20 protein-coding genes are annotated in these 22,675 nt (G+C 44.4%); 14 read left to right on the forward strand and 6 right to left on the reverse strand.

All coding sequences use genetic code 11. The features are described 5' to 3' along the window. Positions 1-23 precede the first annotated feature (23 nt). Both L2W36_RS05945 and L2W36_RS05950 read right to left on the reverse strand, forming a co-directional pair. Positions 24-521, reverse strand: coding sequence for a hypothetical protein (locus tag L2W36_RS05945; protein WP_062459202.1), 498 nt, complete (start codon positions 519-521; stop codon positions 24-26). Then, positions 522-671 carry a hypothetical protein gene (locus L2W36_RS05950; RefSeq protein WP_006070452.1) on the reverse strand — a complete coding sequence of 50 codons (150 nt, stop codon included), beginning with the start codon at positions 669-671 and terminating at the stop codon, positions 522-524. 292 nt (positions 672-963) lie between these two features. Between L2W36_RS05950 and L2W36_RS05955 the strand changes: the two genes are divergently transcribed. From L2W36_RS05955 to L2W36_RS05980, 6 genes are all read left to right on the forward strand, one after another. Next, positions 964-1,413: a hypothetical protein gene (locus tag L2W36_RS05955; protein ID WP_124941959.1), complete on the forward strand. Its 450-nt coding sequence runs from the start codon at positions 964-966 to the stop codon at positions 1,411-1,413. 15 nt (positions 1,414-1,428) lie between these two features. Continuing rightward, on the forward strand, positions 1,429-1,734 hold the full coding sequence (locus tag L2W36_RS05960) for a PTS fructose transporter subunit IIB (protein ID WP_031494346.1): 306 nt from the start codon (positions 1,429-1,431) through the stop codon (positions 1,732-1,734). A gap of 2 nt (positions 1,735-1,736) precedes the next feature. Then, positions 1,737-2,849: a PTS fructose transporter subunit IIC gene (locus L2W36_RS05965; protein WP_006070455.1), complete on the forward strand. Its 1,113-nt coding sequence runs from the start codon at positions 1,737-1,739 to the stop codon at positions 2,847-2,849. Between the two features lie 96 nt (positions 2,850-2,945). Further along, the gene (locus L2W36_RS05970) at positions 2,946-5,549 is read left to right on the forward strand and encodes a glycoside hydrolase family 38 C-terminal domain-containing protein (protein WP_236109563.1); all 2,604 of its coding nucleotides are present in this window, start codon (positions 2,946-2,948) and stop codon (positions 5,547-5,549) included. A gap of 9 nt (positions 5,550-5,558) precedes the next feature. Further along, positions 5,559-8,054 (forward strand): phosphoenolpyruvate--protein phosphotransferase, encoded by a 2,496-nt coding sequence (ptsP, locus tag L2W36_RS05975; RefSeq protein WP_236109564.1) that lies wholly within the window; start codon positions 5,559-5,561, stop codon positions 8,052-8,054. Positions 8,055-8,121: 67 nt separating this feature from the next. Continuing rightward, positions 8,122-9,318, forward strand: coding sequence for an MFS transporter (locus L2W36_RS05980; protein WP_236109565.1), 1,197 nt, complete (start codon positions 8,122-8,124; stop codon positions 9,316-9,318). Positions 9,319-9,327: 9 nt separating this feature from the next. Here the strand turns inward: L2W36_RS05980 and amrS are convergent, their stop codons facing one another. After that, positions 9,328-10,407 carry an AmmeMemoRadiSam system radical SAM enzyme gene (amrS, locus tag L2W36_RS05985; RefSeq protein WP_236109566.1) on the reverse strand — a complete coding sequence of 360 codons (1,080 nt, stop codon included), beginning with the start codon at positions 10,405-10,407 and terminating at the stop codon, positions 9,328-9,330. A gap of 69 nt (positions 10,408-10,476) precedes the next feature. On the opposite strand from amrS, the gene amrB reads away from it, so the two are divergent. Together amrB and amrA are read left to right on the forward strand one after the other, a co-directional pair. Beyond that, positions 10,477-11,280, forward strand: a complete 804-nt coding sequence (gene amrB, locus L2W36_RS05990; protein ID WP_236109567.1) for an AmmeMemoRadiSam system protein B — start codon at positions 10,477-10,479, stop codon at positions 11,278-11,280. Next, positions 11,255-11,866, forward strand: a complete 612-nt coding sequence (amrA, locus tag L2W36_RS05995) for an AmmeMemoRadiSam system protein A (protein ID WP_236109568.1) — start codon at positions 11,255-11,257, stop codon at positions 11,864-11,866. The genes amrB and amrA overlap by 26 nt, the downstream gene beginning before the upstream one ends. Positions 11,867-11,883: 17 nt before the next feature. Here the strand turns inward: amrA and L2W36_RS06000 are convergent, their stop codons facing one another. The 3 genes from L2W36_RS06000 to L2W36_RS06010 are packed head-to-tail and all read right to left on the reverse strand — an operon-like array spanning position 11,884 to position 16,134. Further along, positions 11,884-12,960, reverse strand: coding sequence for a lipocalin-like domain-containing protein (locus L2W36_RS06000; RefSeq protein ID WP_236109569.1), 1,077 nt, complete (start codon positions 12,958-12,960; stop codon positions 11,884-11,886). Further along, positions 12,960-15,440 (reverse strand): ABC transporter permease, encoded by a 2,481-nt coding sequence (locus tag L2W36_RS06005; RefSeq protein WP_236109570.1) that lies wholly within the window; start codon positions 15,438-15,440, stop codon positions 12,960-12,962. The genes L2W36_RS06000 and L2W36_RS06005 overlap by 1 nt, the downstream gene beginning before the upstream one ends. Continuing rightward, positions 15,427-16,134, reverse strand: a complete 708-nt coding sequence (locus L2W36_RS06010; RefSeq protein ID WP_171393821.1) for an ABC transporter ATP-binding protein — start codon at positions 16,132-16,134, stop codon at positions 15,427-15,429. Before L2W36_RS06010 ends, L2W36_RS06005 begins: the two co-directional genes overlap by 14 nt. A 246-nt stretch (positions 16,135-16,380) precedes the next feature. On the opposite strand from L2W36_RS06010, the gene L2W36_RS06015 reads away from it, so the two are divergent. The 6 genes from L2W36_RS06015 (at position 16,381) to L2W36_RS06040 (ending at position 22,663) form a co-directional block, all read left to right on the forward strand. Next, a complete protein-coding gene (locus L2W36_RS06015) occupies positions 16,381-17,307 on the forward strand; it encodes an SMP-30/gluconolactonase/LRE family protein (RefSeq protein WP_236109571.1) in 927 nt (308 codons plus the stop codon). A 103-nt stretch (positions 17,308-17,410) separates the two neighbouring features. After that, positions 17,411-18,199, forward strand: coding sequence for an IclR family transcriptional regulator (locus tag L2W36_RS06020; RefSeq protein WP_236109572.1), 789 nt, complete (start codon positions 17,411-17,413; stop codon positions 18,197-18,199). 153 nt (positions 18,200-18,352) lie between these two features. Beyond that, the gene (locus L2W36_RS06025) at positions 18,353-19,387 is read left to right on the forward strand and encodes a hypothetical protein (RefSeq protein WP_236109573.1); all 1,035 of its coding nucleotides are present in this window, start codon (positions 18,353-18,355) and stop codon (positions 19,385-19,387) included. Positions 19,388-19,587: 200 nt separating this feature from the next. Further along, entirely contained in the window at positions 19,588-20,907 is a 1,320-nt protein-coding gene (locus L2W36_RS06030; protein ID WP_236109574.1) for an MATE family efflux transporter, read from the forward strand. 173 nt (positions 20,908-21,080) lie between these two features. Beyond that, on the forward strand, positions 21,081-21,839 hold the full coding sequence (locus L2W36_RS06035; RefSeq protein ID WP_236109575.1) for an ATP-binding cassette domain-containing protein: 759 nt from the start codon (positions 21,081-21,083) through the stop codon (positions 21,837-21,839). Next, entirely contained in the window at positions 21,836-22,663 is an 828-nt protein-coding gene (locus tag L2W36_RS06040) for an ABC transporter ATP-binding protein (RefSeq protein WP_236109576.1), read from the forward strand. Before L2W36_RS06035 ends, L2W36_RS06040 begins: the two co-directional genes overlap by 4 nt. Positions 22,664-22,675: the final 12 nt, after the last annotated feature.

The following is a 22,675-nucleotide window of genomic DNA, read 5'->3' on the forward strand; positions in this document are numbered from 1 at the left end:
GTCAATGACGGCCTCATTCGTACTTAACAATAGGTACCAAGTTGGCAATGAGAGTAGCTAGCGTGCATGTCATTGACTTTAACAAGACGTTGATTTACATCGCCCTGCCCCGCCAATTGAATCTGGTACCAACGGTTATATCGCTTTTCGTCGGAAGTAATACTATCGGCAACGTACTTAAGAACCTGATCATACGTAGCGACATTTTTTTCTGAAAAGCGATAACTATCAATAACGTCCTGTCGCTTTTCATCCAGCTGTTTAGCTAACGCAATACGGTCTTTTTTCATTTCAGTATCTTTTTCAGTAACTAAAATGGCTAGATAGTAGTAGGTTAATGCCGCATTTAACTGGCTCTTGTTAGCCGTTAAAGTATCCAAATGATATTTCACGTCATTTTCATCGGGGGATTGCTTATCAAAAGAGGCGACAAAGTCTTCGCTGTCCAACGCATCCCTTGAAAAAGACCAATCATAAGCCACCAGCAACCCCAAAATCACGGGTAGTATCCACTTTTTCATCTAGAGCACTCTTTCTACTTGTCCAGACCGATACTCGAAGCTCTCCTCAGCCTCGACCCAACACTCCACCATCTCACCTTCTAACTCAAGGCTTTCGCAGTCCTCTAACACGCCAAACTGGCCACTGGTAAGCATCACGACAATATCCATATGCATTTCCTTATGCAGTATCTAGATATGTTCAAAATTAGTCGCTATACCCCAACTCTTCAAGGAAACAAGACTAAAGTCTTATCGACTAATGGGCTCAACGCTATCATCCTCCCAAAAGAAATACATTACTTAAACTAATCCTTAAATCGTTGAAAATTTATTTTTTAATTGAGAGTAGAATAATTATTTAAAGCTAAATTGTATTTGAGATCTCAATCACGGATATACTTGGAATTCAAATATAATATAAGCATCAATATGGAATTGGATAGATAAAATGAAACCAACAATGAAATTTAAACTAAAAGTTACGGAGTGCATCAAGCTGTTATTGCTTGCACTTCGTTCTTTTTGTTTGTTTTTCATACCACAATCTATTGATTCCGTAGATAAACTGACGAACGCATCTCAATCAGAACTCGCAACAGACGAGCTCAATCTTGCAGAGCAATACTCTAATTTATGGACTAAGAGCGCCGAACTCATTCCTCCATTTAGAGCGATTTCTCTTCCAATGGCAACGACTCGATTCAACCATGAATACAAGTACGCGGTGCAACACGCTCGCTTACTACGTCTTGTATTAAGCTTTATTGCCATTGTAGGATTTACAGAGATTTTAAAAGCATGTCAGTACTCTGTGCTTGAGAAAGCCTACGCTTTTCTTACATTAGTTGATAGAAACATCAAAAAACACACAACTAGCGTTATCGCAGTTGTGTGTTTTTTTTTACAATAAAAAGAGGATTACATTATGTTCATCGTGTGCGTTGCCGCTTGCCCTACTGGCGTAGCTCATACCTATATGGCCGCTGAAGCGCTTGAAGTTAAAGCCAAGGAATTGGGACTCGAAATAAAAGTCGAGACTCAAGGTAGTATGGGAGCTGAAAACGAAATTACTCCTGAAGATATTGCGCGAGCTGACGCTGCTATTATCGCAGCTGATGTGGCAATAAATGGTGTTGAGCGTTTCGCTTCACTTCCTAAAATTGAATGCAAAGTAGCAGATCCAATTAAACACGGCTCTGCTTTGTTTGAGGCGCTAACAGCGGAGGTGTAATTATGAGCCAGTTCAATGCAGGACAAAAATCAGTAGGTACTGAAATTAAGAATGCCATCATGACCGGTGTGTCATATATGCTCCCTTTCATCATTGCCGGCGCGGTACTGATGGGAATTGCTCGTATCGGTGCCTCGTTTTATGGTGTCGATAACATTTGGGATGGCAGTCACGCCGAGTCGGTACATCAACTAGTCAGACTGTTCCACGATTTTGACGGCTTCGGTGGTATGGCATTATCGCTAATGTTACCTGTTGTTGCGGGATACATCGCGTTTGCTATCGCTAACAAGCCGGCGATAGCCCCAGGCATGATTGGTGGTTTGCTTGCAGGTAAAATCGGTACTGGTTTCCTGGGGGCGCTTGCAGCAGGCCTTCTCGCAGGTTATATCGTTAAGTATCTAGCAACCAAAATTAAGCTACCAAAGTCGCTAGCTTCTGCCGGACCAATCTTTATTATTCCTGTTGGCGGTACTCTGCTCGTTTGCGCACTAATGTCTTACGTAATCGGCGACCCAATGGCGGCATTGAACAGAGGTTTAGAAACATGGCTACTCTCAATGTCTGACGGTAACAAAATCGTTCTTGCTGCGGTAGTGGGTGGCATGGTTGGCTTTGACCTTGGCGGTCCGATCAATAAAGCGGCAGTAACTACTGCTATGGCTCTATTAGCGTCTGGCATTTATGACCCAAATACAGCAGCCCAAGTCGCTATTATTATTCCGCCAATTGGCATTGGTGTTGCGACGTTAATCTGGAAATCTCGCTTTCCTGCATCACTTCAGGAAGCCGGGAAAGCCTCGACACTAATGGGGTTAATCGGTGTGTCAGAGGGCGCTATTCCCTTTGCACTGGCTAATCCAAAGATCATTGCAGTAAACGTTTTGGGCTCCGCCGTTGGTGCCGCTATGGCTGTAGGGTTAGGTGCTGTAAACAAAGCACCAATCTCAGGTTTCTACGGTTGGCTTGCTGTTGAAAGCTGGTTTGTTTACGTCTTAGCAATTGCAACAGGCTCAGCCATCATTGCCGTAGGCTCCCTGTTAGTTTTCAACGGAGAACAAACGACAAAGCAGGACAAAACGGAAAACGCACCTAAATTTACCGTTTCCCGTTAAGCAAATTCTTCTTAGTTCAGGGCTAGTCACCTAGCCCTGAGATATACCTTCATTATAAAACTATTAGAGCCCATGCTCTGGGGTTAATCACGCCTTATGAAAACTATTCATTTAATTCAGCATACCCACTGGGATCGCGAATGGTATTTTACTGAGAACGATTCAAAAGCACTACTTTATTATTTTATGGACGATTTAATGTCTAATCTGGAACGAGATAATAATATAGGACCTTTTGTATTAGATGCTCAAACTGTTGTATTAGACGACTATTTACAAGTTGCACCAGAACACAAAGAGAGATTAGAATTTCTTATCAAAAACCAGAGAATATTGATTGGCCCCTGGTATACTCAAACGGACTTTCTCACCGTCAGTGCTGAGTCAATTACGCGTAACCTACTACTTGGGATGAGCGACTGTGAGAAATATGGTCAAGCGATGAAAATCGGCTATGTTCCTGATTCCTTTGGGCAAACAGAACAACTACCAATGCTGTTAAATCAATTCAATATTGATAGAGCAGTTTTATGGCGTGGTTGGTCTGAACGACTCGTCGCCAATACAGAATTTCAATGGCAGAGCCAAGACGGGAGTAAGATAACAACAGCAGTCTTTCCATGGGGTTATGGGTGTTCAAAATGGTTACCTACTGACCCTATGAGTTTTACCGAAGCTATTACTTCCAATGCACGAAAGCAATGCCAGTTTGCAGCGAGTGAGCACGTCATGCTTCCGAATGGCAATGACCAATCACCTTTTGAGTTTCAGGTAGTTAGCCTTCTTGATCATGCCAACCAAACCCAAGATGAATTTCACTTTGTGAACAGTTCTTTCGATGACTATTTCGATGCACTTGCTACATCGGCTCCCACTCTAAATTGCTTCAAAGGTGAAATGCTCGATCCTAAGTATATGAGAATTCATCGTGGCATTTTCTCGACACGAATGGATATTAAGCTCGCGAACGAAAAGTTAGAAACCCTAGTCAGTCGTTATTTGGAGCCTTTGCTGGCATTAAACTACACCAATGGACTGCCTTACCCACAAAATGCCGTTAATCAGATCTGGCGTGAAGCCATGAAAAGTCATGCACACGATAGTATCGGTGGTTGCAACTCAGACCGTGTAAATGCAATGGTTCTTAATCGTCTTTTGTCAGGCATCGAAACCGCTGAACAATTGTTAGAACTCAACTTCAGAAAGTTAACGCAAGGTATTCAAGCCTCTGTCGATGGCACAAAAATCGTAGTCTTCAATAGTATTCCGAAAAAACGTGACAGTTTAGTTGAAGTTACCATCTACACCCCGTCTGACCAATTTAACATCGTCGATCAGCAAGGTAACGAACTGCAATATCAAATCATTGACGAATCACAACAAGATATGTCGACGATCATTCAGGAACTCTCGAATAACACAACAACAACTTGGTATAGAAAGATCTCCATGATGGTGAGTGTTAAAGATATCCCTGCATGTGGTTATACAACGATTTACCTTCAAGAAGATAAGCTAAGTGCAACTAACTCTGACACAATCCGCCGCCAAGAATCAGTAATCAGTAACCAATGGTTCACTCTTGAATACCAAACTAACGGTACACTGCATCTTGTCGACCATAGGAATGGCGCTCGATACCCGAACCTGTTCGAAATCTGTGATGGTTCTGACGAAGGTGACAACTACAATTTTTCTCCACTCCTCAATGATTGGATAATTAGCAGTAGGAGCGCCGAACACACCGTGTTTGTAGAAACAGGCGTATTAACGTCAACCATGACATTAAACTTCTCCATGGTGCTTCCTAAAAACCTTGATGAGAGAAAGCAACACGTCGCTTCAACTCGACTTCCTATTTCTCTCAAAATCACTCTACGTAATGACCGTCCTGCCATTGATGTAGACGTTGACTTAGATAACTGCGTTTTGGACCACCGTTTACAAATCAACTTCCCTACAGGCATAGAGTGCTCACAACATGTGGCAGACCAACCATTTGGCTTGGTCACTCGAGAGAACGTACCGGGTGAGCTTGATATCTGGCAAAAAGAATCGTGGACCGAAGCACCTGTTGCTAACTATCCGATGCAATCAATGGTGCTACATCGTAATGCGTCGCGAGGGTTAGGTGTTGTCACGAAAGGCTTACGCGAGTACGAGTTTCATCAAGACACACCTAACTCTATTGCTATTACCCTACTACGTAGCGTTGGTTGGCTTGGACAAGCAAATCTCACTTATCGACCAGGTCGTGCCTCTGGTATGGTCCTTCCTGCTCCTGACTCTCAAATTCAAGGCCGTCATCAGTTCTCTCTTTCTCTGGTTCCTTTCTGTAGTGAAAAGGAAACTGAGTACTGGCAAACCGTTGAGTGTATCAATACACCCGTCATCAGCCATGTCGGCACTGACTGGGCAAGATTCAGACTCAACCCTACAACGCTTGTCGTCCCAGAATCACAAAGCCTAGTCGAATGGAACAACTCTCTGCACTTCAGCACATTAAAGAAATCTGAGCACTCCGAACAGATTATTTTACGGGTTTTCAACCCTACTTTATCTTCGTGCGAATTTGGCGATATTCAAACTCTTTACTCATACCAAAATGTTCAACTAGACGAACGTAGCCCAGTAGAACAAACGGCAGACATACCACCATGCCGACCAGTAACAATAAGCCTTGCAACCAAAGCACTATGAGAAACGACAATGACTAATCTTAATTTTATCTGCCCACTACCAAATGGTTTACATGCGCGACCTGCCAAAGAAATTGAGCTACGAGCAAATCGATTCAACTGTGACATTCTCTTAGTCAACAGCTCAAAAGATAAAACTGCTAATGCGAAAAGTGTCTTGTCTATGATTAGTGCCGATATCTTGGAAGGCGATCATTGCCAGTTTATTTTCACTGGCTCAGACGCCAACGAGGCACTTATGTTTTTTCAAGCATTTGTTGATACTGAACTCAGCCATATCGACAATGCGATAGACACACAGAATGTCCAATTAAGCGAACAACCACTTCCTGTGGGTTTAATGCGTGCAGCACCTCGTTATGTACGAGGTACCGTTGCTTCAGTCGGTTTGGGTGAGGCTAGTGCTACTCTCTGGCAACAAACTGACCTTAGAAAAATGGCCGCTGCATTACCAAGCCAGACGTCATCTTGTATCGAGAGTGAATTACAGAGTGCTTTGAAAGCGTTACAACTAAACCTTTTGAAGAAGCAAGCTAGCTCTGAAGGCGAATGTAAAGAGATACTCGAAGCACATTTGAAAATTGCCCAAGATGAAGAGCTAGGTCGTGCTCTAATGATGCAAAATAATGCGTTAAACACTCTTGATGCGATCGCAAACGCATGCGACAAGTTATGTGCGCCACTAGAAAATAGCGCTAGTGACTATTTGAAAGAACGAGCGCTCGATATCAAAGATATCGCTCTTCAACTTGCTAATATCGTTCGCGATGAAGATCTGAGTCAAATGCCGACGATCACAGCACCAACTATTTTGGTCTCGGACACGCTACTCACCCCAAGTCAGCTTCTTGCTCTTCCAAAAGCACTAATTCAAGGTATTGTGATGGGTGAAGGAGGCAGCACTTCTCACACTATAATCTTGGCACGCTCTTTTAATATTCCTGTTTTAGTCGGAATAGAAAACCCCACTCAGCAGATTATCCAAGGCCAACGGCTCGTTGTTGATGCCATTAATGGCGCATTGATTTTAGAGAGTAACGTGGCTTGTGATGCGTTCTATCAACTAGAGCGCAAAAAACTCAACGCACTTTCGGCTCAAACCGCAGAGTTTAAGGATCTTAAAGTAACGACACTCGATAAAGAAAAGGTTAACGTTCTCGCCAATATCGTCTCAAGCGAAGAAGCTGAGGGTATCTATTCGTCTGGTGCAGATGGTATTGGGCTATATCGAACTGAGATGCTGTTCTGCGAGCGTACCACTCCACCTTCAGAGGAGGAGCAATTCCAACATTATTCAAATGTTGTGAAACATAGCCAAGGTAACAAGGTGGTTATTCGAACTCTAGATATAGGCGGTGACAAACCTTGTGCTTATATGGGTTTTCCAGCAGAAGACAACCCTTTCTTAGGTTATCGTGCTGTCAGAATGTACCCTCAATATGACGCCATTATACGCTCTCAGCTTCGTGCATTACTTAGAGCCAGTTGTTTTGGTGAAGTGTCTATCATGGTGCCTATGATTTCTAACCTTAACGAAATCATTTGGTGCAGAGAACTCATTGACGAACTGGCTATCGAACTTGCCAATGAAGGGCATGAGTTAGGCAATATCCGTCTTGGTGCAATGGCTGAAGTTCCATCCATTGCCTACATCTTCGACCAAGCATCTGAGTTCATCGATTTCATTTCTATTGGTAGTAACGACCTAGCACAATACTTCTTTGCGTGTGACCGAGGAAACAAAACCATCGCTGACCTATACGACCACTTCAACCCAGCCTTTATCACATTTCTAAAGCAGCTGATTGGTTCGGCAAAAGTGGCCAAGTTAGAGGTTAGTCTGTGTGGCGAGTTCGCTGCTGACCCTATCGCGCAACCTTTGTTATTGGGTTGTGGGCTCACACAGTTTTCTATGGCAGCCTCGAAAATTGCCACAAGCAAACGTGCCTTAACTCGACTTAACGTAAACGAGTGTGAAGCTTTAGTTAATGAAGTACTTACCTTAACGAATAGCGAGCAAGTGAAAGCGCGTGTCGCAGCGTTTTACAACAGCAGTGACGGCAAAGAAACACTCGATGAAGCGCTCGTATTTACTCAACAATCTATTAGTTCGAAAGAAGAATCCATAAAGCTACTTTGCGATAACTTAGAGATTAACGAACGCACAGGTTGTGCAAATGAGGTTGAAAAAGCGATTTGGGACAGAGAAGCCGTGTTTTCAACCGCACTAGGATTTTCAGTAGCGATTCCTCATTGTAAATCTTCCAGTGTCTCTCATAACAGCGTCTCCGTTCTCACCTTAGACAACCCTATCTCTTGGGGTGAGGATGTCGATGTTGATATTATTATCATGCTTACTGTCACTGAAGAGGGTAAGGATTCACATATGAAGATTTTCTCTAAAATCGCACGCAAACTCATGCATGAAGACTTCCGTACCTCTTTGCAGCAAGCTCATGAACGGAAGCAAGTCATCGACATTTTGAATAACGCAATCAACGCCTAAAGCTTGTTCTTATCTGATTGCTGATAAGCAATTAACCATCAGTATTCGTCGGAGGAGGTCCACAGAAATGTGGGCCTATGTTTCAGTGGCTTCCAAATCATCTCAATCTTTAATTTTGTTATCTGCTGTGTTTTTCAGTTGGGGTCTACTAACTTCTGCAAACAGTATATTAGTCCCCTATTTTCAATCGACATTTTCACTAAGCTACGAACAATCGATGCTTGTTCAACTGGCCTTTTATTTTGCTCCGTTTGCCATAAGCATTCCTACTTCTGCTTTAATGGCACGTAAAGGGTATAAATTAAGCCTGACTGTAGCGCTCATGCTCACATTTTTGGGCTCGCTCTGTTTGTGTATCAGTCTTTATGCTAAAAGTTTTGTCTTCGCGTTAAGTGCCGTTTTTATAACCGCTATGGGAGTAGCTGCTTTGCAGGTTGTTGCTAACCCGTACATCATCAGAACCAGTAACGAGCAGAACGAAACTAAGAGGTTAACGATCGCTTCAACGTTCAATTCGTTAGGTACAACTATCGGCCCTATTGTTCTTGGAATCGCTATGATTTCCATCGGACTATCCAACATTTACTTAGTTTTATCCGCATTGCTTGTTTTGCTTGCCTGTACTTTGTACTCCTCATCGATAACCGATTATCGAAGCGCAGAGAGCGTGAAAATTCTAAGTCATCTGGCTACCTTACGTCACCAGCCTCAGTTTATTTTTGGTGCTGCAACTATCTTTGTTTACGTAGGGGTCGAGGTGTCGATTGGTACCGTCACGATAAGTTACCTTTCTGATCCCAACATTGGAGGATTCAGTGCTCCAGTTGCCGCTACATTAATGAGCTTATACTGGGCTGGTTCCCTGCTTGGTCGTTTTGGATACAGCATTTTTGCCCAACGTCTTTCTGCGATGAACACGTTATTCTTTGGTGCGTGTATTGCGATGATATTACTTTCAGTTGCTATCTTATCGCCGTCGCTTTTTGGCGGAGTCGCTCTAATAATGATTGGTCTGTGCAATTCATTTATGTATCCAATCATATTTTCTCGAGCGGTTTCAGGACTCGGTGATGCAAGTGGTGCAGCATCAGCGATTCTCATCATGTGCGGTATTGGTGGAGGAATTATCCCTATGATGCAAGCAACGCTAATTACAAGGTTTGATGTCCCTACTAGTTACCTCATTCCTGTCCTGTGTTATGCCTTCATTGCTTCGTTCGCCTTCATCGCCAAAAAGCGAGGACTGTCCATCGTGACCGCATAGCAACGTATCTTATCTCACTTGAACTGGTATCCGCTTTCTTCCCCACGGCTTGTCGCATTTCGCGAAACGTCCTGCGATTTGGTGGCCGCATTGATGGCAAACGCCAGAGCTAGTTAGTGCGCAATCGCCGAGTTGGTGCCAGTTACGTGAGAGCACTTTATTATGACAGCTTGGGCAATAGGTACTGCTGCAAGCTTCATCGTGTACATTGCCCACATAGACATAGTGAAGACCGTTGTTAAGCGCTATGTTTCGCGCTCTGACTAAACTGTCCGCTGGTGTTCTCGTTTTATCGAGCATTTTGAAGTCTGGATGAAATGCGGTGAAATGAAGTGGCACTTCAGGTCCCAAATTGTCCATGACCCACTGGGTCATGGCATCGATTTCAGCCGAGCTGTCGTTTTCGTCGGGGATAAGCAGAGTGGTAATTTCAAGCCAAACATCGGTTTCATGCTTAAGATACTTCAACGTATCTAATACCGGAGCAAGTTGCCCGCTGCACACTTTATGATAGAAACGCTCAGTAAAAGCTTTGAGATCAATGTTGGCGGCGTCCATCACTGAGTAGAAGGTTTCTCGTGGCTTCTCACACATGTAGCCTGCCGAAACTGCAACGGTATTTACTCCTGCCTCCTTACATGCAAGCGCCGTATCGACAGCATATTCAAGAAAAATCACTGGATCGTTGTAGGTAAAAGCGATGCTATCACTTTGGTGTTTCGTCGCTGTTAAGGCTATCTGCTCAGGACTTGCCTGACTGCCTAACGTGTCAATTTGACGAGACTTACTGATATTCCAGTTCTGGCAAAACTTGCACCCTAAATTACACCCAGCAGTCCCAAAAGAGAGTACTGAACTACCCGGATAAAAATGGTTGAGAGGCTTTTTCTCTATAGGGTCAATGCAAAAACCACTCGAACGTCCATAGGTGGTTAACACTATCTCACCATCAATGGCTTGACGAACAAAGCATGCGCCGCGCTTGCCTTCTCTGAGGGTGCAAAAACGAGGGCAAACCGTGCACGTGACTCTTCCATCGTCCTGCAAATGCCAAAATTGTGTACGGTGATTGGCGTTAACTGGTTCCATCTCACACCTTCATTCAGTACAAAAACTATACTAATGAGTATATACATTTGATGTTATATGAGTGGAAAAATGACGATTAGACCTCCTGCTGTCGCGGGCTGTTTTTATAACAAGGATACCGAGCAACTCACTAGACAGGTAAACCAGTTATTGACTGGCCCTAACGTCAGAGACGCAGAGACATGTAATGTTCAGAATAATCTGCGAGGACTTATTGTTCCACACGCAGGCTATGTATTTTCAGGAGAAACAGCAGGATTAGCGTACCATCAGTTGCAATCTGTCGCTCAGCAGTTTTCACGAGTTATTTTAGTTGGTCCTAGTCATCGAGTCGCGTTTCACGGATGTGCATTACCTTCTGTGGATGCCTTTGAAACACCTCTTGGCCGCGTGAGCATTGACCGAGATTGTATAGCATTACTTGCCGACAATTCCATGGTATTGATTAATGATGAAGCACATGCTCAAGAACATAGCTTGGAAGTCCAACTTCCCTTTCTTCAAACGGTATTGGATGATTTTCAACTGCTGCCCATCGTCACAGGACAAGTTAGCACCTTAGAGGTTGCCAAGCTTATTGAGCCAATATGGGACAGTAAGACCTTACTGGTGATCAGCACTGATCTTAGTCACTTTCATCGCTATTCTGAGTGCCAACGCCTTGACCGGCAGACCTGCAACAAAATTGAGTCAGGCATGACGACGATTACCCCACACGAAGCGTGCGGTTCAACCGGTGTTAATGCCGTAATCCATCTTATTTCAACCAACCAATACCAGTTACAGCGTCTCACTTTGATTAATTCCGGAGACACTGAATATGGTGATAAACAAAGGGTCGTTGGTTATGTCAGTTACACAATCTGCCGCTAATCCATCGAAAAGTACGCTAACCCATAGCGAGCTTTCTATGTTGCTCGACGTGGTTGAACACACCATTCATTGCTATTTGAACGAACTACCGCTACCGAAAGTACTGGTACAAGATTACCCAGAAAGTTTGGCTTTACCCGGGGCTTGCTTTGTCACGCTAACCTTAAACAATCAGCTGCAAGGCTGCATTGGCACAACAGTGGCACAGATTCCCTTAGTACTAGAAGTAGAGAGAAAAGCTTGGGCAGCGGCTTGCCAAGATAGACGATTTACCCCTCTTCAAAAACATCAAGCCGAAGCGCTTAACATTGAGGTTTCCGTACTGACACAACCCGAACTCCTGCACGTTGATTCGGAACAAGACTTACTACAGCACCTTTCCTTGCACCAGTGCGGCGTGACGTTAAAGGACGGAAAAAAAGGCGCGTTATTCTTACCCCAAGTTTGGGAACAACTCCCTAATCCGGCTCAATTCTTAGGACACCTAAAACAAAAAGCCGGGTGGTCTCTAGATTTTTGGAGTGATTCGATACAAGTCGCCACTTTCGAAGTGCAAGCATTAAGCCGCCCATTCCGCAGGCTATAGATATTCTAACGCTTTGATTAATAACCAGTGAGCTCCATATATCCTCTACCCTGATGAGATCCTTCAACGATAATTGGACCTTCCCAATATGGGATGGATAGTGGCATTTTGGCGTTAGAATTCAGTGCTGAAAGCTTTACGTTAATGCCCTGAGACACGACTTTTAGTATCCACTGCGTTGGGTATGATTGGCCTTCAATTATCGTTTGTTGAACGGCTGACAGTTCTAGATCGTTTTGAGTCAAAGTAATGCCTCGACCATCTTTATACATTAATCGCCCATAGGAATAACTCGCTTGTCCGGTCGCAGCATCACGCAATTGAAAGACCACCAAACTCGTTGCTTCGTCTAACCGTATTGCGAACCAATCCCATCCTTGTTGAGAATCGAGCAAAAATTGAGAGCTCCACTCTCGGTCTATCCAGCCTTGTCCAGATACCTGATGGCTTTCTCCATTAATCGATACAGTACCGTGAACGTCGATAAAGGGCTGGCTGTAATAATACGATGCAACCTTTCCGTCAGCGCTTTTCTCGCTATAACCCTCATCACCTTGTTTTTGATAGGGAGCGGTTCGAGTCAATGACAATTGATAGCCGAACTGGTTTGATGCGACATCAAGATTGGCAGGGAAAAGATCGTTGGTTGTGGAAGTCCATTGCCAATCATCAATAAAGACTTGAAACGGTTCGCTTGATACGTCCGCTATTTCTGGGTGCTGGCGAGACCACTTCTCATCTGCAAGATGAATATCAGGGGTTGTAATCGCACTGTGCGCCATAAAGATCTGCTGGCTTTGCCATCCATTTTCATTCGCTGGTGCCTCAGAACTCACCGCCAAGCGAAACTGTGTCCATTGAATACCATATTCTCGGCCTTCGGCATCCTGTAAGTTTGCCGTGAGATACCACCACTCTTGACGAAAGTCGTTGTGGGCTTGATGATCTTCTGGAAAAGAAAGGTCGCGACCACCTTTGACCTCTTCAAATTGACCATCATCGGAGCCTAACATTTGACCAAAACTTGGAGCATCAGGCTCACTGCACCCTATAATCGTCAGTAACGATAATACCGCCATTATCTGTTTGAACATTACAGTACCTCGCTTTGCAAACTTGCGACCACAGGACGAGTCACCAAACGCCACAAAGGAATAATGGTCGCGACGATGGTCACGGCGACGGTTATGGTCGCAAGGCGAACCACATCCATCCAACTCCAAACAAAGTTCAAACTCCAACCAAATGCTCTCAATGTCACAATATCAGTCAGCACATAACCGACTAATGCGCCCAGTGGCAAGGCAACCAATAATGTGAACAGCACTAAAGTGACCATTTGTCCTACCACCATAACAAACAATTGCGATTTATTGACGCCCAGTGCATAAAGCCGAGCGATAGCTGCTTTGCGAGCTTCCAGTAGCATAAAACAGGAAGTAAATAAGCCGATAACAGCGACGAGTAACGTCACACCATTGAGAGCGCTGGTAATAGCAAAGGTTTGAGCAAATATATTGAGCGCAATCGCCTTAATTTCTGCCTGATCAAACAATTGACTGGAGTGTAAATTCAGTTTGGTTTTTAATGCTTGCTGCATAGCTTCGCGGTTACCGCTCACCTTCACACCTAAACTGCTTGGCACCATCGAGAACCCTTGTGATTGCCATAACTCAGGCGAGATAAGCACTTCGCCATCGGGCGAACCATAATCATAAAAAATGGCACCGACTGTCAGTGTCATGCCAGACATAAAATCTCCTGGCAGCTCACTTCCCAGTACTAACCCCAGTTTCACTGCCATCGGCTCACTGATAGCCACGACATCCCCAGCATAGAAACGGGACCAAAAATCATTGACTTGTGATTGAAACACCATGGTTTGTTCTAAGGTTATACGATCTTTGGTACCTAATCGTGTGGGCAGTCCACTGACGTTAGATTGCACATAATATTGCTTATAGACCTCTTCCACGCCGTCGAAATGAGCTAACGTCTGCTCGACTTTAGTCATGTCACTTTGTGCAGGACTGACATAAATATCCGCATGCAGGCGCTGCTCTAGCCAATGTTTCAATGTCGACTCGAAACTGCCCACCAAGGTGTTCATTCCTATGTTAGCGGTAATAGCCAACAACAGCGCCATCATAGCCAAAGACAAAGGTGCAATCAGTTCCCGCAATTCCGCAAACAGGTACTGGACCAACCCAGTAGAGGTTTTACGTTCTGCTATTCGAGCCAGCAGGCCAAGAGACTTGGGCAGCAACATTGGAATCGCAACAATAAACACACCCAGCCAAAACATCGTTAAGCGAAAATAACTACTCAACCAAAGGCCAATGAGTGCCACCACCACAAGTATCAGCCCAACGATCATCAAGCGGTTTTCATTGCTCTGTTCAGGAGATTGATAGAATCCGCCGTGGGAGGATAAGGGTTGTTGTACCCTCTGTTTGAAATGATGCCAACAAGCGAACAATGCCGCTACTAACGTAAGTAGCAATGCCTGAGCCCACCATTGCCATTGCCATGTTCCCGGCAATAACGTTGCGCCGTAAAGCTGCTCTAAGGTGAGTGCTACCGTGGGATGTAACCAATGACTTAATTGGATACCAAAGATAAACCCAAGACTGGTGCCTACAGTGACCAAAAGCACCAGTTCTAAAATCAGCGCCAAGAAAACCGTGTTAGGTGTGAGTCCCGCTTGCTGCATTTGCACTAACAGCCGATTGCGTTTCAGTAAGCTGTATTTCACACCGTTGTAGGCAATGAATAACCCAACCAGAAATGCCAACATACTCATTGCAGTGAGGTTGAGGTGAAAGCTCTCTGTCAGTGAACCAAGGTCTGAGCTTTTTGTATTGGCAACCCATTGTGCTTCGCCTGATATCAACGCTTGCCACTTAGTATCGTCCGCCACCTTGTTATCTAATATTGCAATGTAGCTAAGCTGCCCCTGTTTGTTCAGCAAACGTTGGGCAAAGCTGATATCCACCAGCAAGCGACTTCCCAACTGCCATTCGTCGGGTACTACAACAAACTGGATAGCAACGTCGTCCAAAACCGCAGTCTTAGTGCCGCCCATCCTTTGATACTGAGTTTCGCTTACAATGACAAAAGGTTCACCATTCATCAAATTAGCCAGAGGCAATGCTGAATTAGATAAAGACACATCATCACTCTCTGACTGTAATCGAGAGCGTGAAGTGACCGCCGCTACAATGTCACTTCCTTGGATAGAATAACGTCGCCCAGTATCATCTCTCACTCGACCCTCAAGTATTGGCAACGATTGACTCAACCCAGATTGACGTAATGAAAAGTACACGGATTCAGCAAGATAGCGCTGTCCAGGCATTGGAATGACTAGATAACTCGCCTTGACGCTAAGCGATTCTGCCGATTCCGCGTAACTGCGTTTGGCGTTTAAATTGATCGCTTGCACGGCCACAAATAACGTCACTGCCAAGATAATGCCAATAAGAATAGCGAGTGCCTGTAAAGGCGCTTGACGATAGTGGGCAGCAGAAATGGACAGAGCGACTCGTAGATGGATTCCTTTACGGTGTTTCATAAAGCAATCCGTTTTCTAGACGGCAACGTCGCTGCATAAACGCCGCACATTCTTCGCTGTGAGTGACAAGCAAAACAGATGTATTTCCTTCGCGGGTAATATCTTCTAACAATCGCATCACTTCCAAGCCCGCTTTCTGGTCAAGGTTTCCGGTGGGTTCATCTGCCAAAAGCAATGCGGGTTGATGCGCCAACGCTCTTGCAATCGCCACTCGTTGTTGCTGACCACCTGATAACGCAGAAACATGGCGTTCAAGCAGTGGTTGAATATCCAATTTAGCGACTAAATAGTCGCACCAAGCGTTCCACTTCCGTTTGTTTAAACTTAAAGGAAACTCAATATTCTGTCGGACATTTAACGGCGTTAGCAGGTTAAATTGCTGAAAGACTACGCCAAGCTTGTGGTGACGAAAATAGCCCCATTGCTTATCGTTCCACGTTTGCGCCAATTCACCAGCCAACTCTAAGGTCCCACTGGTCATTGGCTCGAAACCACCCAAAATATTCAATAGCGTGCTCTTGCCACTACCACTTGCGCCAGTGAGTGCCATGCTCTCTCCTTCCGCCAGCGACAAGTTCACTCTGTCCAATACGTGATGAGATTCTTTGCCGTCAATAAACGTTTTGACCGCATCTTTAAGTACAACTACCGGCCTTGGTAAAACCATCGCTCTTGGCACTATCGAGCTTTCCATCCAGATTCCTTATTTGGGTTTGGATACTTTATACGTACTCGTTAAGGTAACGGATGCTTACCTTGTTGAGCGAGCTAATTATCGAAATTATAACGGATATTTCTTGTGCATTGCGCCCACTCATTAGCTAAGTCATTGTGTTTTCGTTAATCCGCTGCGTCATTTCACATATTCCTGAAAGAAATCGTTCTTTGAACCATAAATTAAACTATATTGATACAAAATGTATCAATATGGATAGTTAAAATGCATTCAGTAAAAGGAATTAGAACAACCATTGGCGAGTCGCCTATTTGGAAACCCGACACCAATAGTCTCGTCTGGGTCGAAGCTGCAGGTAATGAGATTTTTGAGTATTCGATTCACAGCCAGAGTACCCAAGTCTTTCACGTACCTTTTGATATCACGGCGATTGCACGATGTGAGGGCAATGGCTGGATATGTGCTAGCAAACAGGGATTGTTTTATTGTACTTCGAGTTTTGACGATTTTACTCCTATCGCTGATCCTTGCTTTGGTTCAACTAAGCTTCATTTAAATGATGCGGTTACGGCGCCGAATGGTCATTTATGGTTTGGTTCGATGAACCACAAGCAACTTGAAGCTCCTGATGGCAAGCTTTACCGACTAACGGCGAACACCGCGCTTGAAATGGATTCTGGATTCAGCGTCGCCAACGGCATAGCGTTTAACCCAGCACTCAAACGCGCCTACTGTTCAAATATGTTCCAAAGAAAAGTATATGAATATCAACTCGATGATTCGATGACCCAAATAATTGAAAAGGCGGTGTTTGTTGAGCTCGATGAGTGCAAGGGCTATCCTGATGGGCTGTCCATTGATCGCCACGGAAACCTGTATATCTGTCACTGGGACTGCGGCATCATTTCCTATTACACTCCATCACAGAACAAAATAGGTCATGCCACACAACTTGGTGAAATCAATCTTGCAGTTAAGCACGCTACGCGCTGTACTTTTGGCGGCGAAGATTTCAATACCTTATTCGTCACAACAGCAGATTATGAGCTCACCACTCAAGAGTCGGTGTTATATCCCAGTTCAGGAGAACTCTTTATTCTCGATGCGCCAACTCAAGGACGAGAAGAGTATCGGGTCAATACCGACATTTTGCCCCACTCAAATCAAGTCAATGTCTCTTTAACCAGTTGAAACTCGTAAAATACTTTGGGAATATAAAGCCTTGCTGCCCAAATGACTGCGTTAACGCAGTGAGATTGGATATTATTTTAGGGTGAGCTTTTAAAAGGAATCTATGGTGTCGGAAAAAGTAAATTCAGTCGATCGTCTTATCAACGTTATTGAACGGATTGGCGAAGCAAAGAGTCCTATCTCAGCTTCTGATATTATCTTCGAGTCAGGGATTCCCAAGCCTACTTGCCACCGATTGTTGCAGCAACTCGATGACGCAAACTACATCCAGTCTGATGAACGCGGTCATTTCTATCCAGGCTCACAAATGCTCTCTATCGCGTTGGATGTAAGATGGACCAATCAGCATAAACTGCAACGACAAGCTATTCTCCACGGCCTTTCTCGTAAGCTAGAGGAAACCTGCGGTTTGGCCTTGGCGAATGATGACCCTAGCCCGCATATGGTCTACTACGACCGAATTCAAACCAATTGGCCGCTGCAAATTGTCATTCCGGTTGGTTTTCCCACTCCACTTTGGGCATCCGCCAGCGGCAAGCTTTATTTAAGTACTTTGACGCCACCCCAATTACGTCGAGTATTGAGTAAAATTGAACTGAGCCAGTGTGCGAAAAACACCATTATCGACAAGCAAAGCCTAAAAAAGGAGCTAAGCGTTATTCAACGCAGAGGGTACAGCGTGGATGATGAAGAGTTCATTGATGGTATGGTGGCGATCGCACTTCCCCTTAATGACCAATTTGGCAACTTTATGGCAGCCTTATTTTGTCATTGTCCAAAGAGCCGTAAAACCGTTGCCGATCTCGAAAATTACCTCCCTATTCTTCGTGTCGCCCAACAGAGCCTAGAAGCCGTATATCAGGAAATGAAAGAGCTGGCGGAAAGTAAATAGCAAGGTGTGACTCATCTTTACCTAATCATACAGTCACATAGCTAAAGCTTCCTTAAACTGGGGGCATAGTAATTACCAAACTTAGCTCTTTTTCACTAAGTTCGTTAGCTGTTCACGTTCGCTATCTCGCCATTTCAAGGAACTCATCAGATTATGAAAAAGCTCTGCTTTTTAGCTGCATTACTCATCACTGGTCATGCACAGGCACAATGGGACAACCCTGTCGACCGTTATGCCAACGAATATAAAAACTATATCTCTGCTAAATGCCCGATTCCAAAAGATAATATTCAGCATTTTGTGTACTTTGCACGTGATCGAGAAGCCATACACAATCACCCATTGCTAAACAACGCTCGCTTTTCGGGTGCGCAAATCATGTACTCGTGGGCAATGTTAGAACCAGAGAAAGATCAGTACGACTTTTCTATGATTCAAGCCGATTATGACTATCTAAAAGCACATGGCAAAAAGCTCTTTATTCAGCTTCAGGACGCGACGTTTGATCCTCGCTACAAAGGTGTACCTAGCTACCTCTTGTCTGATGAATACGATGGTGGTGCGGTTTACCAATACACAGACGACGGTGAGCCAGAGGGTTGGGTGGCAAAACGGTGGGACAGCAAAGTAAGAGCGCGTTTCGCGAAACTCCTCAACGCATTAGGAAAACAGTTTGATGGAAAAGTTGAAGGCATCAACCTTCAAGAAACCGCTATTGGCGTTGAGAAAGATCCAAGCTTCACTGAAGCGAGTTATGTCGAAGGACTCAAGGATAATATGCGAGCCATGAAACACGCGTTCCCAACCTCCACCACGATGCAGTACGCCAACTTCATGGTTGGTGAATGGCTACCATGGGAAGATAAAGGTTACTTAAAGAGTATTTATCAATACGGACAAGAAATAGGCGTTGGCCTTGGCGCACCTGACCTTATGATGCGAAAACGCGGACAATTAAATCACGCCCTAGCAATGATGCATGAGAATGACTATACCGTGCCACTTGGTATCGCGATACAAGATGGTAACTACATTGGCCAAACCAACAATACTGACGTCATGGATAACCGACAAAGTCTTGTTCCTGCTCTCCACTCATTCGCTCAGTCGTTTCTTCATGTTAACTATATGTTTTGGGTAAACCAAGAACCCTATTTTGAGCAGGATGTATTACCCTGCTTTAAGTAATCGGCAATAGCCCGCTGTAAAACCTGCCTGAGTCTGCTTCAGGCAGGTTGAAATCTTAAGGTGCTTGTTTCCTGAGCATTTGGTAACTGCACATGAATCAATCCATGACATTCACAATAAATCTCGCTACCATTCACGCAATGTAAATAATTCTCATTGGCAGCCAACATTCTTGTTTGCTGGTGCAACGCTATTTTGCTATGACTATTTCTCATTCAGATTACTTCAAAATTGCTCTGCCTTTTATCATCTCCACTGTCACTCAGCCTCTGCTGGGTGCCGTCGATACTGCTGTGATTGGCCACTTAGGTATCACAGAGCTGATTGGTGGCGTTGCTATCGGGACGGTCATTATGAACACCCTATATTGGTTGTTCGGTTTTTTCCGAGTTAGTACAACGGGCCAAAGTGCAATGGCATTAGGTAAAGGTGATGACGCATTGATGACAAATAGTTTGATGCGCCCATTTGTTCTTGCTGCTGTTGTCGGTGCAAGCTTTATCCTACTACAGTCCGTCATTTGGCAAGGAGCACTCTGGATAATAGAGCCCGAAAATGCCGTAGCTGAACAAGCCCATATCTATTTTGGTATTTTGATCTTCGGTGCTCCGTTTGTGCTTCTCAACTACACCATTATTGGTTGGTTGATGGGGCAAGCGAAAGCGAAAGAAACTTTATACACCCAGGTCTTTGGCAATGTCTTGAATATTGTCCTTGATGCCCTGTTTGTACTGTACTTTGACCTTGGTGTAGCAGGTGTGGCTTATGCAAGCTTGATTGCACAGATCACGACATTTGCGATTGGAGTGACGTTAGTATTCAATACACAAGGAATGTCTCTAACTCGCCTTATTTCCTCCGCCAAAATGAGTAGGCACGACTTCTCAACGATCGTCTCATCGAACACTGATTTGATGTTGAGAACGGTCTGCATTTTAGTTTTCTTCAACATGATGGCAAGAGTTGGCTCTCAACTAGGGGCTGACGTACTTGCGGTTAACGCCATTCTTATGCAAATTACTTTTATCGTCAGCTACATGTTTGACGGTATCGCCAATGCCTCTAGTGTTTTCGCAGGTAAAGCCGTCGGACAAAACAATCCAAAGATGCTAGATCGAGTGCTAACACTCAATTTCCAGTGGACATCGGGCTTCATCGTAATTCTCACTCTGTTGGTGCTGATGTTCCAATCGCATTTAGTTTTACTGTTCACGACACAAACAGAACTCGTCAGCTTGTATCACCAAGTGGCAGCTTGGCTAATTGTATTCCCCTTAGTTGCCGGGTACGGCTTAACGGTCTACGGGATCTTTACCGGAACCGGAACAACCCGACCGGTCAGAGACTCCAGTATTGCAACACTGATGGCGTTTTTATTGGCGCAGTTATTGGCTGTTCCACTATGGGGTAACCAAGGTTTATGGCTTGCTTTTACTATTTTTTATTGTGGTCGAATCGTCTTTCTCTATCCATTCATCGGTCAAGTTAAGCAAAAGTGTGGTCATCAAACCATTTCTTAGCCCCAACCGCAAAACCATACTATTCAAGAAGCACTCTTTTGAGTGCTTTTTTGATTTAATCTGGTGATACACCAGCTAGAAAATCTACACCGTAATCTGTGCATTGCTCTTCTCTTACCTAACTCGTGATGATAACATTGTTATGTTATAACGTATTATTTAAGAGTTTTTTCGTGACACCTCCTCTCCTCGCCATAAATCAACTATCCATAAGCAGTAAAGATCGAATCCTATTTCAAGGTATTCAGTTTGACGTATCTGCGGGGGAAATGCTGGCCGTAATGGGTCCTTCAGGTATTGGTAAGTCCATGCTATCTAAAGCCATTGCGGGCTTTACTCCAGACACCATATCCGTATCGGGTACGATAACAATTGCGGGCAGTGAAGTCTGTGAGATGCCATTGCTTAATCGTTCTACACAACAACGGCCAGCCTTCATTTTTCAGGATGCCCTTCAAGCGCTTAATCCTTTAGTTTCTGTAGAGAAGCAGCTTTGTCTCGCTCTCACCGGAGACCAAACAAAGCCAAGCGCTAGACATCGGAACACCATAGTTAATCTACTTGCTCGTCTTGGGTTTCCCGACCCGGCCATAGTATTAACCAATTATCCTAGCCAACTATCTGGTGGGCAGAGACAACGCATTTGCATCGCTATTGGTTTATTAAGCCGAGCTCAAGTATTAATTGCAGACGAACCGACAAGTGCTCTCGATCCAGTCACTGAACAAGAAATATTGACTCTCATTCGCCAAAGCGTAAAGCAGTCCAATATGGCGGGTATTTTGATTACACACGACCTAAATAGTGCGTTAGCTTGCGACAAATTACTGGTTATTGACGAAGGAAAAGTCGTTGCTTATGGCGAACCGCGTGTCGCTCTTGAGTCCAGTTCTCATCATTTTTGTCGTTCACTGAAAGGACTCCTTCAATGACTGCCATTATCGAAGAAACTATCATGAACTGCAGTAAAGTAAGTTCAACTTTAGTGAGCTTTAGCAATGTCAGTGTGCACCACTACTCCACTCCTAAATGGTTGGGTGGAAAACCATTTAAAGCACTCAGTAATGTTTCTCTTCAGATCGAGAATCAAAACATTGCCATTGTCGGTCCATCGGGTGCCGGAAAGTCTACGCTTATTGAATTGCTCTTTGGCTTACGAACACCTTCACTAGGAAACGTTCAAATCGCGGGAAGGACACTTCCTCTCCACAACGCAAGCGAGCGTTTGAGGGTCTGCAGTGAAGTACAAATGGTTCCCCAAGAGCCACACACAAGTTTAAATCCGTATTACACAGTCGAACAAATCCTGATTGAACCACTAGAAAACCTCAAAATTGGGGGGAACCACCCACAGCTCGCACAAATTGCACTGAACGAGGTTGGCTTGACCACGGACTTGTTGTCACTCTACCCACAACAGCTTTCAACAGGTCAGGCACAGCGAATCGCCATCGCTCGTGCGCTCATTGTAAAACCCAAGTTACTTGTTGCAGACGAACCTACCAGTAGCTTAGACCCAGTAAATCGCCAACGAATAATCGAACTGCTCAACTCGCTAAAGCAAAAATATGACCTGCAACTACTTCTTGTCAGTCACGACCTCAAGGCAGCAATCGCGCTATGTGAAGAGATAGTGGTCTTAGATCAAGGAGAGATCGTCGAATATGGCTTTGTTAAACAAATCATGGAACAACCTGTTCACCCAACAACACAGGCACTGATTCGTGCCCAAATTCATTCAAAAACGAATACTTAACACAACATCACC

The sequence above is a fragment of the Vibrio sp. McD22-P3 genome, from assembly GCF_021568915.1.
GTDB classification, from domain to species: domain Bacteria; phylum Pseudomonadota; class Gammaproteobacteria; order Enterobacterales; family Vibrionaceae; genus Vibrio; species Vibrio mediterranei.

Coding starts and splice junctions, on each gene's coding strand:
- L2W36_RS05945 (WP_062459202.1), bottom strand. CDS start 521: ATGAAAAAGTGGATACTACCCGTGATTTTGGGGTTGCTGGTGGCTTAT.
- L2W36_RS05950 (WP_006070452.1), bottom strand. CDS start 671: ATGGATATTGTCGTGATGCTTACCAGTGGCCAGTTTGGCGTGTTAGAG.
- L2W36_RS05955 (WP_124941959.1), top strand. CDS start 964: ATGAAATTTAAACTAAAAGTTACGGAGTGCATCAAGCTGTTATTGCTT.
- L2W36_RS05960 (WP_031494346.1), top strand. CDS start 1,429: ATGTTCATCGTGTGCGTTGCCGCTTGCCCTACTGGCGTAGCTCATACC.
- L2W36_RS05965 (WP_006070455.1), top strand. CDS start 1,737: ATGAGCCAGTTCAATGCAGGACAAAAATCAGTAGGTACTGAAATTAAG.
- L2W36_RS05970 (WP_236109563.1), top strand. CDS start 2,946: ATGAAAACTATTCATTTAATTCAGCATACCCACTGGGATCGCGAATGG.
- ptsP (WP_236109564.1), top strand. CDS start 5,559: ATGACTAATCTTAATTTTATCTGCCCACTACCAAATGGTTTACATGCG.
- L2W36_RS05980 (WP_236109565.1), top strand. CDS start 8,122: ATGTGGGCCTATGTTTCAGTGGCTTCCAAATCATCTCAATCTTTAATT.
- amrS (WP_236109566.1), bottom strand. CDS start 10,407: ATGGAACCAGTTAACGCCAATCACCGTACACAATTTTGGCATTTGCAG.
- amrB (WP_236109567.1), top strand. CDS start 10,477: ATGACGATTAGACCTCCTGCTGTCGCGGGCTGTTTTTATAACAAGGAT.
- amrA (WP_236109568.1), top strand. CDS start 11,255: ATGTCAGTTACACAATCTGCCGCTAATCCATCGAAAAGTACGCTAACC.
- L2W36_RS06000 (WP_236109569.1), bottom strand. CDS start 12,960: ATGTTCAAACAGATAATGGCGGTATTATCGTTACTGACGATTATAGGG.
- L2W36_RS06005 (WP_236109570.1), bottom strand. CDS start 15,440: ATGAAACACCGTAAAGGAATCCATCTACGAGTCGCTCTGTCCATTTCT.
- L2W36_RS06010 (WP_171393821.1), bottom strand. CDS start 16,134: ATGGAAAGCTCGATAGTGCCAAGAGCGATGGTTTTACCAAGGCCGGTA.
- L2W36_RS06015 (WP_236109571.1), top strand. CDS start 16,381: ATGCATTCAGTAAAAGGAATTAGAACAACCATTGGCGAGTCGCCTATT.
- L2W36_RS06020 (WP_236109572.1), top strand. CDS start 17,411: ATGGTGTCGGAAAAAGTAAATTCAGTCGATCGTCTTATCAACGTTATT.
- L2W36_RS06025 (WP_236109573.1), top strand. CDS start 18,353: ATGAAAAAGCTCTGCTTTTTAGCTGCATTACTCATCACTGGTCATGCA.
- L2W36_RS06030 (WP_236109574.1), top strand. CDS start 19,588: ATGACTATTTCTCATTCAGATTACTTCAAAATTGCTCTGCCTTTTATC.
- L2W36_RS06040 (WP_236109576.1), top strand. CDS start 21,836: ATGACTGCCATTATCGAAGAAACTATCATGAACTGCAGTAAAGTAAGT.